This is a genomic window from Porphyrobacter sp. MBR-49 (assembly GCF_053628655.1).
This window is the reverse complement of record NZ_JBRJGU010000001.1, coordinates 94687-109626: the sequence shown is the minus strand read 5'-3', so window position 1 is coordinate 109626 and position 14940 is coordinate 94687. Positions and strand designations below refer to the sequence as shown.

At 62.2% G+C, this 14940-nt stretch carries 11 protein-coding genes; 4 read left to right on the top strand and 7 right to left on the bottom strand.

Annotated elements, in window-relative coordinates; translation table 11 throughout:
- Positions 1-43 precede the first annotated feature (43 nt).
- Genes ACSSV3_RS00460 through ACSSV3_RS00450 form a run of 3 tightly spaced genes read left to right on the top strand, consistent with a single transcriptional unit; the run spans position 44 to position 2874 of the window.
- Positions 44-1102 (top strand): substrate-binding domain-containing protein, encoded by a 1059-nt coding sequence (locus ACSSV3_RS00460; RefSeq protein ID WP_354325159.1) that lies wholly within the window; start codon positions 44-46, stop codon positions 1100-1102.
- 42 nt (positions 1103-1144) lie between these two features.
- Positions 1145-2299: a DUF2157 domain-containing protein gene (locus tag ACSSV3_RS00455; RefSeq protein ID WP_354325160.1), complete on the top strand. Its 1155-nt coding sequence runs from the start codon at positions 1145-1147 to the stop codon at positions 2297-2299.
- Positions 2296-2874 carry a GDYXXLXY domain-containing protein gene (locus ACSSV3_RS00450; RefSeq protein ID WP_354325161.1) on the top strand — a complete coding sequence of 193 codons (579 nt, stop codon included), beginning with the start codon at positions 2296-2298 and terminating at the stop codon, positions 2872-2874. The genes ACSSV3_RS00455 and ACSSV3_RS00450 overlap by 4 nt, the downstream gene beginning before the upstream one ends.
- On the opposite strand, the gene ACSSV3_RS00445 is transcribed toward ACSSV3_RS00450, so the two are convergent.
- The 6 genes from ACSSV3_RS00445 to ACSSV3_RS00420 form a co-directional block, all read right to left on the bottom strand.
- On the bottom strand, positions 2852-3796 hold the full coding sequence (locus ACSSV3_RS00445; protein WP_354325162.1) for a sugar-transfer associated ATP-grasp domain-containing protein: 945 nt from the start codon (positions 3794-3796) through the stop codon (positions 2852-2854). The genes ACSSV3_RS00450 and ACSSV3_RS00445 overlap by 23 nt on opposite strands.
- Positions 3789-4838 carry a 7TM domain-containing protein gene (locus tag ACSSV3_RS00440; protein WP_354325314.1) on the bottom strand — a complete coding sequence of 350 codons (1050 nt, stop codon included), beginning with the start codon at positions 4836-4838 and terminating at the stop codon, positions 3789-3791. The genes ACSSV3_RS00445 and ACSSV3_RS00440 overlap by 8 nt, the downstream gene beginning before the upstream one ends.
- On the bottom strand, positions 4828-5742 hold the full coding sequence (locus ACSSV3_RS00435) for a hypothetical protein (protein ID WP_354325163.1): 915 nt from the start codon (positions 5740-5742) through the stop codon (positions 4828-4830). The genes ACSSV3_RS00440 and ACSSV3_RS00435 overlap by 11 nt, the downstream gene beginning before the upstream one ends.
- Before the next feature lie 185 nt (positions 5743-5927).
- Entirely contained in the window at positions 5928-8306 is a 2379-nt protein-coding gene (locus tag ACSSV3_RS00430; RefSeq protein WP_354325164.1) for a TonB-dependent receptor, read from the bottom strand.
- Positions 8307-8448: 142 nt separating this feature from the next.
- Positions 8449-10845, bottom strand: a complete 2397-nt coding sequence (locus ACSSV3_RS00425; RefSeq protein ID WP_354325165.1) for an FtsK/SpoIIIE family DNA translocase — start codon at positions 10843-10845, stop codon at positions 8449-8451.
- A gap of 76 nt (positions 10846-10921) precedes the next feature.
- Positions 10922-11479 carry a thiamine phosphate synthase gene (locus ACSSV3_RS00420; protein WP_354325166.1) on the bottom strand — a complete coding sequence of 186 codons (558 nt, stop codon included), beginning with the start codon at positions 11477-11479 and terminating at the stop codon, positions 10922-10924.
- On the opposite strand from ACSSV3_RS00420, the gene ACSSV3_RS00415 reads away from it, so the two are divergent.
- On the top strand, positions 11478-12140 hold the full coding sequence (locus ACSSV3_RS00415; RefSeq protein ID WP_354325167.1) for a YggS family pyridoxal phosphate-dependent enzyme: 663 nt from the start codon (positions 11478-11480) through the stop codon (positions 12138-12140). The genes ACSSV3_RS00420 and ACSSV3_RS00415 overlap by 2 nt on opposite strands.
- Positions 12141-12225: 85 nt before the next feature.
- On the opposite strand, the gene ACSSV3_RS00410 is transcribed toward ACSSV3_RS00415, so the two are convergent.
- On the bottom strand, positions 12226-14934 hold the full coding sequence (locus ACSSV3_RS00410; RefSeq protein ID WP_354325168.1) for a TonB-dependent receptor: 2709 nt from the start codon (positions 14932-14934) through the stop codon (positions 12226-12228).
- Positions 14935-14940: the final 6 nt, after the last annotated feature.

Sequence of the window (14940 nt, the reverse complement as noted above, 5' to 3'; positions counted from 1 at the left end):
TTTCAGGCCTACCGCGCCAGTATAGGAACGATCAGGATCAATCATGACACAGCACCGCATCACATCATTTGCCAAGTTCGGCACTGCCATCGCGCTGGCAAGCCTTGCGCTTTCCGCCTGCGATTCGGGCGGTGGCAGCGCGCGCAATTCGGTTCATGCGGTTGGATCGTCGACGGTCTATCCCTTCGCCAAGGTGGTGGCGGAGAATTTCGCCCGGTCGAACCCCGGATCGCCGCTGATAGAATCGACCGGCACCGGCAATGGGATCAAGCTGTTCTGTTCCGGCCTTGGCCCCAACACCCCCGACATGGCCCATGCCTCGCGCCGGATAAAGGCTTCCGAATTCGAAGCCTGCGTTGCCAATAACGTGACAGAGGTCATCGAATTGCAGGTAGGGCTCGACGGGATCGCCTTTGCTTCGGCCAAGGGCGGGATCATGCTCAACCTGTCGCCCAAAACAGTTTACGAAGCGCTTGCGGCCAAGCCCTATGGCAAGCCGCAGACCACCAAAACCTGGAAGGATGTCGACCCGTCGCTGCCGGCCGACCCGATCATCGTGTATGGCCCGCCCAGCACATCGGGCACGCGCGATGCGTTGAAGGAACTGGTGCTCGAAGTTGGTTGCGCCACCAACCCGGAAATGAAGGCGCTCAAGGACAGCGACGAAGACAGCTACAAGCAAATCTGCACCGAAGTGCGCAGCGATGGCGGCTATGTCGATCAGGGGGAACAGGATAATCTGATCGTCCAGAAGATCATCGGCAATCCGCGCACGGTCGGCATTTTCGGGTTCTCCTATCTCGAAGAAAACAGCGACCGGGTGCAGGGGCTGCCGATGAACGGGGTCGATCCGACCTATGATAACATCTCCAGCTTTGCCTATCCGGGCGCGCGCCCGCTGTATATCTACGTCAAGAAAGCGCATATGCGCGCGATCCCCGGCCTTGAAAACTTCATGCAGGAATGGGTCAAGAGCTGGGGCAAGGATGGCCCGTTGGCGAAGATCGGGATGGTGGCGATGCCGCCCGAAGCGATGCAGGTGAATGCCGCCAAGGTCAGCGAGCAGCCAATCCTGACCAAGGAAGAACTCGCCGCCAAATAACCCGCAGTTGCGGCGCGTGTGCGGACCGGGTAATCTGCCGTGATGAGCGCGCGCAAGATTGCCCTGTGGCACACCGCCGGCCTGATCGACGCGGAGACGCGCGACCGGTTGCTCGCCTATGAAACCGCCCATTCCCGCCCGCTGGCATTATGGGCGGTGTTCGGGATCGGCGCGCTCGCCATCGCCTTGGGGCTGGTGTCGGTGGTGGCCGCCAATTGGGAGGACATCCCCGGCCAAGTGCGGCTTGGCGTCCACCTTGCGCTGATTATCGCCGGATTGGCGGCGCTGTTCTGGCGTGAAGCGCGGCTGGCGGCAGCATCGCCGTGGGCGGTGGAGGCGCTGTTGTTTGTCACCGCCGCGCTGGGCCTCACCTTTTTCGGACATCTGGGGCAGGTTTACCAGACATCCTCGCCGCTGTGGAAACCGCTGGCGGTGTGGCTGGCACTGTTCGCGCCGTTATTGCTGATGATGGGCCGCAGCTGGCCAGCCGCGCTGGCGGTACTGGGCGGCAGCGTGTGGTGCGCGTGGGAATATGCCACCGCCAGCACAGATTATGGTGTGATGCGCGATCCGGGCACGGGGCGGCTGTTGTGGCTGGCATTTGTCACCGCACTGCCGGTGGGATTTGCGCCCTTGGCGGCGTGGCTTCGCGCCCGCGGCGCCCGGCCTGATTTCTGGCGGCGGCTGGAGCAGCTGGCATTGGCCTATGCCGTGGCCGGAGCGTCGTTTGCGACTTTCATCGCCAGCATCGGAGAGTTCGGTGATACCCGGATGTTGAGGGATCTGGCGAGCATGGTGATGGGCGGCGCGGTTGCGGTGCTGGCGGGGCTTGGCGTGGTGCTGGCGCGGCCGGGCATCTCGGGCCAGATGGCGGGCGCGATCATTGCCGGCGCGGGGCTGGCGCTGCCGCTGGCTTACGGCGCGAATGATCTGACCGTTCCCGCCGCCGCGCTGTTCATGGCGCTGTGGGTCGGGATCGCGGCTGCGGCACTGACGGCGCATTGGCGCGGCGTGTTTCAGCTGGCGGTGGCGGTCATCGCGCTGCGTCTCATCATCCTCAGCTTTGAATTGGCGAGCGACCTGTTGCTCAGCGGTGCCGGGCTGATCATGGCGGGCCTGTTGATCCTCGGCATCGCATGGGCCGCAGTGCGGGTGTCGCGCAACTTCGCGCCGAAGAATGAAGGGGTGGGCGCATGAACCGCCTGACGCGCTTGGCCGCTGTCGTGCTTCCGCTGATCGGGCTTGCGGGCGTGTGGGGCATGGGCGACCATACCTACCGTCAGGGCACCGAATGGGAGGTGCCGATCCAGGGCTATGACCCGCGCGATTATCTGCGCGGGCACTATGTCGAGTTCAGCTATGATTGGCCGGGGCTGGGTGGATGGCGCGATGCCGGGCCCGAAATGCTGTGCCTTGCAGGTGCGGCGCCTGACCTTGTCAGCGTGACAGTGGCCGAGACGGCGGCTGAACGTGCCGCCTGCGATCATCCGCTGCGCGCCGATCTTTCGGGGGTCTATAGCTGGGATGCGCTGATGCGCGGACGCCTGTATGTCGGGCAAGACCGCGCGCTGGCGCTGGAGGAGGAACTGCGCAACCGTGACCAACGCGGGATCGTCACCATCCGCCAGCGCGAGGATGGCAGCTTCACGCCCATCGCCATCCGCTTCCGTCCGCTGACCCCCGCCGAACAGGCTGAACGCGATGCGCAGGATCAGCCGCCCACCATGCCGCCTGCGATTATGGTTGGATCTAGCGGAAATTCTCGCCCGTAGCGGCGATCCGCACCTTTAGCCCCGCCTGACAGATGTTCTGGATTTCGATCCCGGGATGGGCGTTGACCTCGATCACCAGCGGGCCGTCATTGACGTCAAGCACGATGTCCGCGCCGCAATAGCCCAGCCCCACGGCGGGGCCGCACCTTGAGGCGAGCTCCAGCACCCGCTCCCAGCCCGGAATCTCGAACCCGATCAGATTGACGCCGGTATCGGGGTGATGCGTGATCGGCGTGCCTTTCACCACCGCGCGGGTAATTTTGCCGGTGACCATGTCGATCCCCGCCCCAATCGCGCGCTGGTGGAGGTTGGCCTTGCCATCGGATTCAAGCGTCGGCAGCCGCACCATCGCCATCAGCGGGGTGTAATGCAGGCTGATGACGCGCAGATCGGGCAGGCCTTCGGGCACGATGCTGGCCAGCGCCGGGTCAGCGATGATCAGCGGTTCGATCAGCGCGGCATCCTCCGCTGCGGAATCGCCCGAAAAGCCGCCATCAACCACCTTCTGGATGTGATGCATCACCGCTTCTTCGGTCAGCGGCGCGCCCGATCCCTTGAACCAGGTATTGCCTTCGCGGCGCACCGCCAGGAGAATGCCGTCACCCTGCGATCCGCGTGCGGGCTTGATCGCCCAGGCATTGGGCATGTCGCGGCTCGGCTTGAATTCTACCAGTTTCTGGTGGGTGTCGATCACCGCGACCGTGCCGGTACAGGCGATCCCGGCGGCCTCCAGCGCCACCTTGGCTGCCACCTTGTCACGCGCCCGCTCAATCGCGCTGCGCGGATTATATTTCTGGATCAGCGCGTTGCGCATATTGATCCCGAGAATTTCGTCGATACGGGCAAGCTGCGGGGGGCGCAGTTTGCTGAGCGCGTCATAATTCACCGTCTTTTTGCGTAACAGCCCGAACATATCAAACATCCTCTGCCGTCCGGATGATCCAGGCGTTGTGGATCAGCGGCCGCCCGGATGCGTCAAGACGAGGCGCAAACTGCGCCTCCTTGTTGGGTTTGATCGGTTGCGGAACCCGCCTTCGCCGCCCGGGGGTGAGATCCGCTGGCGAATCGATCACCCAAACGCCGTGGAGCGGAGGTGCGCGTTCCAGCGCTTCCTCCCGGCTGATCGGTTCAAGATCAAGTTCGAGCTGGTCCGGGTTGGCCTTTTGCCGCGCCTGCCGCCGCCGTTCGAGCCAGATCGGCGCAAACCGCCCGATTTCCGAAAGCCGCAGGCCGCGATAGCGGCCAAGCACCGCAATCGCGACACCTGTGAATGCCGGCATCAGCAGCGGAGACCATTCGATCAGCGCCATCGCAAAATCCGATACCATCACGAATTGGATGACCACCGCCAGAATGAAGGTGTTGAACGCCATCTTCGCCGCTGGTTTCGGCCCGTCCTTGTCCCATTGTTTGAACCAGCGTTCGACAACCAGCGCACACACGATCACCGGGAAGGCATCGACCTGCAGCTGGGTATCGAGGATCATCAGCAAGGCCACCAGCACCAGCACGATCAGCGAAATCAGCACGCCCAGAAACCCGACGCGTGTCATCCGCAATTTGAGCAAGGTGGGGGTGACAATCATGCCCGCCAGCACCGACGATCCCAGCACCACCGGCCCCATCACCGGGCCGATTTGCAGGAACGCCAACGCGATCAGCATCGGGGTGAACAGCCCGAACGCCTTCAATCCGATAAAGCTGCGCGCCAGCACCACCAGAAATGCGCCCAGCGGCAACACCATCAGCAGGTTCGATGGCTTCAGCCCCCAGATCGCCTGCGACGTCGCCACCCCTTCGAACGAGGATGGCAGGGCAAAGAAGGTTGAAGTATTGGCAAGGCCAAGCGCCACCAGCGCCGCGATGATCGCGCCGACAGCTATGCCTATGTAGAAAGGGCGCCTGACCTGCGGGGTCGCGCGCTTCCATATCTGGCTGAGTCTGGAGATCAGCTCAGAATGCATATCCAACCGATAATGACAGCCGATAACCCTCGCGTTCGCGGGCAGGTTCGTTGCTGCCGGCAAAGATGTATTTAGCCTCAGCCTCGATGCGCCACTTGCCCGGCCACCACAGCAGTTCGACTTCGGGGGCGACAAGTTTGTCGCGGCGCGGTTCACCATTATCGGTGAGGCGGTTGTCGAACCGGGTGCGGATCACTTCGATGGCCGGGCGCACGCGCAGATCGGGGGTGATCGGGCGAGTGTAGGCAACCCCGGCGGATTCGCGTTCAAAGCCGCGCCGCAGATCATCGGATTTGATCGATTCCGCGCGCAGATCAAACGCCAGATAGTGGTAACGCCCGAACCGGCGGCGATATTCCGCATCAACGCGCGGGCCTTCACCGGTGGTTTCGGCCAGCGCGCCATTTTCATATTCCCGCTCGCGCCAGGTGCCTTGCAGCCTGACGCGGTGCTTGCGATCGGATTCCCACGTCAGCCGGGCAGAACCCTGCCATTCATCGGTGTCGTTGCTTTCCACCGAAACCATGTCATCGAAATGGCGGGCCTGAAGCTGGAGTTCCCAGTCCTTTTCGATATCGGTTTGGACGGTCGCGGTGAACCGGTCGCGGGCAATGTTGCGCCGCGCTTCGCCAAGCCGGAATACCTCGATCCGGTCGGCTTCAAGCCGCAGCCGCACCCCGCGCTTTTCCAGCGCCACCCCAACCTGCCCGCGCACACTGATCGCCTCGCCATCGACGACCAGATCACTATCGCGGGTGGTGGTTTCGGCGCTGACCGTCTGCACTTCGATCCGCGCATCGGGTTCAAGCCGCCAGCCCCCATCTTTCGCCGAAGCAGGGTCGGCAACCAGCACAGCAAACAATGCGGCCATCAGACCGCCGAGCGCGCGCATGGATTGAATCATTGATTTAGCCCCCGTTGACTTACGTGGGGCTACGGCAAGGGTGTTTAGGAATTCCTAACCACGGTCATAAACCATAGTTGGGATCGCTTCCTTGAACGCAAAAGGGGCGGAAGGCCGCTATCGGCCCTCCGCCCCTCATGCCCAAGGTTGTGGCTTGGGCCATGACTTTGGGTCGGGTATTCCGATCAGAAGCGGGCGGACACTTCCACCCCGTAAAACTGCGGTTCTGCCGGGATGAAGGTGGGAATGCCAAACGCGCCGCCGGTATTGCCCGCGTCGAGCAGGTATTTCTTGTCGAATGCATTGCGGATGAAACCGGCAATTTCATAACGATCATCGCCAAAGCTGACGCCGGCCCGCGCATTCACCAGCGTTACCGCCTTTTGTGAGATCAGCGGATTGTTCGGCACTTCGAAGAAGATGCGGCTGCGATGCGTGACGCTGGGCGTGGCGAAGAAGCGCATACCGTTGCCCATGTCATAATCGACGCTGAAACCGCCCGATGCCTGAAATTCGGGCTGCAGGCGGAACCGCGCGCCCGAAAACGCGGGCGAGAACGCGCCGTCCTTGTCGATGCCGCCGTCGATATAGCCGAAATTGCCGAACAGTTGCAGCCAGTCAGTAGCCTCGACCAACAATTCCCCCTCTACCCCAAGGTTCGAGGCGCTGCCCGCGCTTCGCGTCACGAAGGTTCCGGTCGGGTTGCCGCCCGCATCAACTTCCGCCACGCTGACCTGAAAGCCTTTGTATTCCTGATAATAGACGCCCAGTGATCCCGAAACGGGGCCGCTGGCCAGCTTGATCCCGCCTTCGTAGTTCCACACCGTTTCTTGCGGAACGTCAGTCCGGTTGGGGACGACATTGGCCCCGTCGCGCCGCGCACCGAGCTGCACCACTGGCGAACGGCGGCCCTTGGAAATGGTGGCGAACACGTTGACGTCATCGTTGATGCGGTAAAGCGCGTTGAAGCGCGGCAGCCACGCCGTAAAGCTGTCCTTGGCGGTGAAGGTCTGGCCGCCTGTATCGATCTGGCCGGGGATCAGCGGGGCACCGCTCAGTACGCTGTTTGGGACATTGGCAAAGAAGCCCGATTCGCGATCTTCATCAAGGAAGCGCAGGCCCGCGGTCAGCTCCAACGCATCGGTGGCGATCCAGGTGGCGTCGGCGAACACCGAATAGGCTTCGTTGCGGCCCTGATTTTCGAACACCGAAGCGTAGGGGATCGCCTGAAAAGCGCCTGACGTCAAAAGGCCCGTGACTGCCGTTGACGGGACAGAACCGTCTGCCGCGACACAGGGGATGCCGGGGATCAGCGGCGCACCGAACAGGCCCGACAGGCATTGCAGGAACAGCCCTTCCTCGGTCGCGAAGGGCACGTTTTGCGCGCCATCCTCGATGAAGATGTTCCACCCCGCGCTCGCGCGCAGAGCGCTGCCCTGATAGGTAAAGCGGCCTTCGTGGCTGACCTGCCAACCGTCGGCGATCTCGGTGAATTCAAGGAACGGGGCAGCCGTGCCATCGGCGTCGAACACTTCGCGGCTGTCGAATTCGCGGTAGCCGTTGACGGTGGTGAAGGTCCAGTCGTCGGCGAACTGGTATTCGGCGGTAAGGTTGAGGTCGTACACTTCGCGGTTCAGGCCCAACTGATCGTCACCCAACACTGCCGCGCCCGCCGGATTGCCGCCAAGATTGGCGTCCTCGAACGCATTGGCCGGGCCACCCGGTGCGCCTGCGAAGGCCGGGAAGGTGCCCGAAACGAACGGGGTGCCGCCATTGCGCTGCTGGTCATAGGTGGCGATCAGATCGAGCGTGAAATCGGCGGTGGGTGCGTAGCGGATCGATCCGCGCACGCCGAACTGATCCTGCGCATAGAGTTCTTCTTCCTGCGCCGGGTTGAGGTTTTCGATAAAGCCATCGCGGGTGCGCCATTCAAACGCGATGCGCGCGGCCAGCACGTCCGACCCGGCGTTCAGGTGTCCGCCGAGCAATGTCTGGTCGAAATTGCCATAGCCGCCGCGGATCTCGCCTGAAAACCCTTCGCGCGGGCGGGCCGAGACAAGGCTGATCGCGCCCACGGCGGATGCGGTGCCGAACAAGGTTGCCTGCGGGCCTTTGATCACCTCGACGCGTTCGAGATCGTAGATCGCCTGATACGACCCGCGCGAGCGCGAGATGTCGACGCCGTTGTAATAAAGCGTGACGCGCGGGCCTTGCTGCGAGGAGCCGCTGTCCGAAGTGATGCCGCGAATGACAATGCCAGGGTTATTGGCGCTCTGTTCCTGAATCAGCAGGCCGGGGACGTAATTGGAAAGCTCATCCAGATCGGTAACGCCCAGCTGCCTGATCCGTTCGCCGCTGGTGGCGGTGATGGTGATCGGCACGTCCTGAACGCGCTGTTCGACCTTTTGGGCCGTCACAACAATCTGGTTGCCGTATGTCTTTTCATCAGCCGCCGGGCCTTCGGCATCTTGCGCAAACGAGGTCTGAGAGGTGGTGGCAAGCGCGCCAGTCAACGAGGCGGTAAGCGCGATCAACGAGACGCGCGAAAGCGGGGTGCGGAGCATCTAAGCAGGCCCTTCTTGGTGGAGAGAGGCCTTGCCCGTGGCAGGTGTTGGTGACGCGGCGGCGACGGTGTGATGAAGTGCGCGTTACAGCGGATTTACAGTTCCAAGACGTTGCATTCCTGCATCGCCCTACCGATCGACCTTACAGCGGATTGCCATCCCGATCGCGGTAAATCTCGCGACGGCCAACATGGTTGGCGGGGCCGACAAGACCGTCTTCCTCCATCCGCTCGATCCACTTGGCCGCAGTGTTGTAGCCAACCCCCATCTGGCGTTGGAGCCACGAACCCGATGCCTTCTGGTTTTCGATGACGATCTGGCAGGCCTGACGATATTTGCGTTCTTCGGGGTTGTCGGAAGCGGTGAATTCATCCTCGAACCCGAACCCGCCGTCTTCGGGTTCTTCGGTCACGGCGTCGACATATTCGGGCGCGCCCTGACCGCGCCAGAAATCGGCGACGGCTTCCACTTCCTCATCCGAAACGAACGGGCCGTGGACGCGCACCATCGCGCCGGTGTTGGGTTTGTAGAGCATATCGCCCTTGCCCAGCAGCTGTTCCGCACCCTGCTCGCCCAGAATCGTGCGGCTGTCGATCCGGCTGGTGACTTTGAAGCTGATGCGGGTCGGCAGGTTGGCCTTGATCACCCCGGTGATGACATCGACCGAGGGGCGCTGGGTCGCCATGATCAGGTGGATACCCGCCGCGCGTGACTTCTGGCTGAGGCGCTGGATCAGCACTTCGATTTCCTTGCCGATCGTCACCATCAGGTCGGCGAGTTCGTCAACGATCAGCACGATCTGCGGGAGCGGCTGGTAATCGAGCTGTTCTTCCTCGAACATCTGTTCGCCGGTTTCAGGATCGAACCCGGTCTGCACCCGGCGGCCGAGCGGCTTGCCCTTGGCGATCGCGGCGCTGACTTTTTCATTGAAGGAATGGATATTGCGGCTGCTGACCGCGCTCATCATCCGGTAACGCCGCTCCATCTCCTCGACCGCCCATTTCAGCGCGCGCACCGATTTGTGCGGCTCTGTCACCACGGGGGAGAGCAGGTGCGGGATATCGTCATAGGTCTTGAGTTCGAGCACCTTGGGATCGATCAGGATCAGGCGCAATTCGGACGGCGTGAAGCGATACAGCAGGCTCAGCAGGATCACGTTCAGCCCGACCGACTTGCCCGATCCGGTTGTCCCCGCGACCAGCAAGTGCGGCATCGCGGCGAGATCGGCGATAATCGGTTCGCCCGCGATGTCCTTGCCCAGAATGATCGGCAGGCTGCCCTTGGCCTCGGCAAAATCGGCGCAGGCGGCGAGTTCTTTCAGCATCACCATCTGGCGATCCTGATTGGGTAGTTCGATGCCCATGACGGTGCGCCCGGGGATCGGCGCAACGCGCGCGGAAATCGCGCTCATGTTGCGGGCAATGTCTTCGGCAAGGCCAATTACCCGGCTGGCCTTGATCCCCGGCGCGGGTTCCAATTCGTACATCGTCACCACCGGGCCGGTGCGCACGGCGGTAATTTCACCCTTCACGTTGAAATCATCGAGCACATTTTCGAGCAGCCGGGCGTTGCGTTCCAGCGCCATCTTGTCGAGCTTTGGCGCTTTATCCGCGGGCGGTTCGGCCAGCAAATCGAGGCTGGGCAGGTTGTAGGCGGCGAACATATCGGCCTGCGCGGTCTTGGGGGCCAGCGCGCGTTTTGGCGGGGCGGAGGGATCGCTGATTTCGGGCGCGCGGCGCGGGCGGTCATCGGCCGGCGGCGTTGCACCTTTGGCAACGCGGCGCGGGCGGACGGCGGGGGCATCATCGTCATCCCCGGTGAACGCCAACGCGGCGGCGCGCTTGCGACCGGGCAGCGGCAGACGGCGCAGCATCCCGCCCAGCGATCCGCCGCCAAGGAAATCGGGCAGGCTCAGTAACATCCGCCAATCGATCGCGAAGATCCGGGTCAGCAATGCCACCCCGACCGCGAGGCAGACAAACGCCGCGCCAAAAATCACCCAGCCCTGCGCCTCAGCGCCGAACCGCGCCGCCACCGCCTGAATCGCGCCAGCGCCAAGCAACCCGGCCAGCCCCCCCGCCTGCGCGGGCAAGGTGCCGCCCGGCGACTGAAAAGCGAGCGCCAGCACGGCGGCGATCAACGTCATCGCGATCAGCAACAGGCCCGTGGGCAGCCACCACGGCGTGGTTTCGGGCGCATCGCCATTCTCCACATCGCGCCACAGCTTGCGCGCCGAGATATACAGCAGCGGCAACAGCAGCACGCCGGGCAGGCCGAAAATCAGCAAGACCCGGTCGGCCACCCATGCGCCGGGCGCGCCCATCCAGTTGGCGACCTGCGCCGGATCAGCGGCGGTCGACGGGCTGGGGTCGGTCTGGGTGTAGCTGATGAGCGCCAGCGCAAGGAACACCGCTGCCGCCAGCAGCAGCCCCGCGCCTGTCATCTGCGCAAGGCGCCGCAACGACCGGCGCAGACCTGCGCGCCATTCGGCATCGGTCTTGCGACCGGTTTTGCTGGGTAGGGCCGCGCGGCTGGCCATGTGTTTGTCTCCTGCGTGGAACACATCATGAATCCTACGCGAGTCCGGGTCAAGCGATGTGCGACGGACCGTGCTCTCAACTCAACCCATCAATAGCCGCCCAGCGCCGCCAATCGAGTTCGCGGGCACGCTCTGCCGTCATGCCGCCAAGCGCGATCACCGGCATTTCGGCCTGCACGGCGAGTTCGCGAAACTTTTCGGGGCCAAGGCATTCGTCGCCGGGATGCGAGCGGGTCGGGAAGACGGGCGACAGGAACAGGCCGTCGGCCCCGGCGCGGTTGGCAAGCAGGATCTCGCGTGCGTTATGCGCGGCGGCAAGGCGCAGCAGGCCAGGGAGCTTGTCGAGCTTTTCCGGCGGGCCGTAGATTCCATCCGCGCCCCATTCCTGCGCCAGTTCGGCCGGACCGGACAGGATCACCAGATGATCGACCGTGCGCGCGGCTGCGGCAAGTGCATCGAACCGCTGGTGGCGGGCCTTGTCGTCAAGATGGTAGTGCCTGAACACGAAGGCATTGCCGCGCGGCAGGTGTGCGAGCGCGTGCTCCAGCACCGCGTCATTGCGTTCATCGCTCAGCAGCCACAGGGCGGGCAGGGGATTGGCGCGCGTCATCGACCCGCTATAGAGCGGCACCATGAATAATGCAGCCTCCCGCCTCGAAACCGTCCGCGCCAATATCGCCAAGGTGTGCAAGCCCGCGCGGCGCACACCTGCGGATGTCACGCTGATCGCGGTCAGCAAGACCCACGGCCCCGAAGCGATTGTCCCGCTGATCGCAGCGGGTCAGCGCGTGTTCGGCGAAAACCGGGTGCAGGAAGCAGCTGCCAAGTGGCCTGCCCTGCGCGCGGAATATCCCGATATCGAACTGCACCTGATCGGCCAGTTGCAATCGAACAAGGCCGAAGAAGCGGTCGCGCTGTTCGATTATATCCATGCGCTCGACCGGCCGAGCCTGCTCGCCGCGCTGGCCAGGGCGATGGACAAGGCGGCGCGACGCGTGCCGTGTTTCGTGCAGGTCAATATCGGGGATGAACCGCAGAAGGGCGGCTGCCCGATCAGCGAACTGCCCGCGTTCATTGCCGCCGTGCGCGCCGCCGATGTGCCGCTTGCCGGGCTGATGTGCATCCCGCCCGCCGACACCGAAGCCGCGCCGTTTTTTGCGTTGCTGGCGAAGCTGGCGGCGGATCATGGGCTCACCGGCCTCAGCATGGGGATGAGCGGCGATTATGAAACCGCAGTGATGCTGGGTGCAAGCCATGTGCGGGTGGGCACCGCGCTGTTCGGCGCGCGGGGGTAATCCGCCTCAAGCAGCGCAGCGGTAGGCGACAAAAAAGGGCGCCCCGTTGCCGGAGCGCCCCTTGTTGCGGGTGATTACAAACCGCTTAGAACTTGCCGCGCACGGTCACACCGTAAGTCCGCGGCTCGGCCAGGAATGCCGAGAAGGTTTGCTGCGGTGCGACGAACGGCGTGTTGAAGGCAACCTGCGTGTAATCCTTGTTGAACAGGTTTTGCGCCCAGCCTTCGATCGAGAACCGGCCTGCGATATTGGTCAGGCCGATGCGTCCGTTGACGATGATGAAGCCGTCCTGCTCCTTGCCGAACAACAGATCGGAGCCGGTGTTGAAATCATCGACCATGCGCGCGTTGAAGAACACCAGCCCGCGCAATCCGTCGCTCGTCAATTCCGGGGTCCACGAAACGGATGCAGTGGCGGTAACTTCCGGAGCATTCGAAAGATTATCACCCGGCAACAGACGCAAGGCGGGGTCAAGCGGGGCACCGGTATCATCGCCGATCAGGTCATTTTCATAACTGGTATCGGAATAGGTCAGGCCCAGGGTGAAGCCCAGATCGTCCGTCGGATTCACCGTTGCTTCGATTTCGAAACCTTCGGCAACCACGCCGGGTTTGATCTGGTCAAGCGCACACGCGCCAGTCGCTGCGCTCGCGTCCCGATCAGCACCGCCCAGGTTGGTTCCGCAAGAATTGACATTCTGAACCAGAAACACCGATCCGTTGAAGGTGTTCAATTGGAAATTACTGAATTCCTGACGGAAGGCTGCAAAACTAATGCCGAATTCACGAGTGGAGTATTTCGCCCCGATTTCATAGGAATCGACTTTTTCTTCGCCAAATTGCAGATTGCCGACATTCAAATTGGACACATCAAGGAAGACGGGGTTCGCCAGCGCAGACCGATCAAGGTTGAACCCGCCCGCCTTATACCCGCGCGAGTATGACCCGTAGGTCATCAGATCGGGTGTCGGTTTCCAACTGAGCACTGCAGTGCCGGTAAATTCATCTTCGTCACGCGAATCGGAGATATTGACCCCGTCGAGTTCGGAAGTGGAATTGCCCTGGCACGACAGAGCAATCAGGCCGCCGGCGAGGCCAGCCAGTGCAGGCACGCCCAAAAAGCCGTTCATCAGCGCCCGGTTCGCCGGGCAGATGGTGTTGTCGTTACTGAAGGCGCCGCGCAAATCCTTGCTTTCGTCGGTGTAACGAAGGCCCACAGTCAAATCGACAGTATCGGTAAGGTGGACGATATTGTGGGTGAAAATCGCAAAATTTTCACTCGTCTGGTTAAATACATCACCAGTACCGCCAGCATCGCTGATGCTGCCAAGGTTGTTGATCGCCGCGACGAAAGCCGGTGTCGCAGCGCCAAATGCGCCCGCTCCGTTATTCGCACCAGTCAGCGCGGCCATGTTCGGGCCAAAGCAATTTTGCGCGGACGGGTTTACCAGTGCCGGGTTGATGGCGATAGCAATGCGGCAGGCTACAAACGTGCCATACTGAGTGCCAAACCGCAGGTTATCGCGCGTTTCCAGCTTTTCGTGCGAATAAAATCCGCCCACGAGCCAGTCGATCCTGTCGTCAAACAGGGTGCCGTTGAACCGCAATTCCTGGGTGAAGGTCTTGAACTGACGCGCGCCTGCATCTTTGCCGGGCGCCCGAAACAGAATGTCAACCGTCGTATAGTCAGTGTCTGACGCCTGGTTGTTTTCAAATTCGCGATAGCCGGTGATGGACGTCAACTTGATCGGGCCCAAATCCCAGTTGATTTCACCGGAAACGCCGTAATCTTCGGTCTTGCCTTCGTAGGAACGCCCGGCGGTGGGGAAAATATCGCGGTTGAAAGTGTCTTGTGTCAGGCCGCGCGGATCCTGACCCAGCGCCAGCAAAACTGGTACGATCGGGTTGCTCGTGCTGGTCAGGGCAGCGCCGCTGGTGGGACGAGTAAATGGATCAAATCCCGGGCTGATGGTTGCCAGCGGAGCAAAATCAGGCTGGACGAAAGTGGCCGCGCAGCACGCCTCGGTCTTCCTGGAATAGTCGCCAACCAAACGGAGGCTGAAATCGCTGGTGGGTTCGAACAGCACCTGCGTGCGAACCAGATAGCGATCCCGGTTGTTGATATCGGTATTGTTGGTGAGATCCTTGAAAAATCCATCACGTTCAAAAAACACGCCATCAATGCGCGCGGCCACAGTATCGCTGAGCGGCGCATTGACCCCGCCTTCGAGGCGGATGGAATCAAAGTTCCCGTAACTTGCTGCGCCATAGCCACTGAAATCGAATTCTGGCGGCGCGGTATAGATATTGATCATACCCGCCGTTGAGTTGCGCCCGCTGAGCGTGCCCTGCGGGCCGCGCAGGATTTCAATCCGGTCAATCGGGCCAAGCTCGCTCATCGCGTTGCCCGAACGTGACCGGTAAACGCCGTCGACAAACACCGTGACCGAACTTTCAAGGCCGGGGTTGTCGCCCACAGTGCCGATACCGCGAATACGCGCCGATCCATTGGCTTCGTTGCCGGTGGACGACACCAGCAGCGATGGTGCCACCTGGGTCAATTCGCGAATGTCAGTAACGCCCGATTTTTCAAGCATATCAGCCGAAATGGCCGAAATCGCCACGGGGACGTCAGCCAGCGATTGTGAGCGCCCTTGCGCGGTCACGACGATGACGTTGCCTGAATAAGCATCGCTATCTTCTGCGTCGGCATCCTGCGCCAACGCCGATTGTGGCGCCAGAACCATGCCGGCCCCCAGCATCGCAATTGCGCGAAGTGACGTGATACTTTTCATAAATTA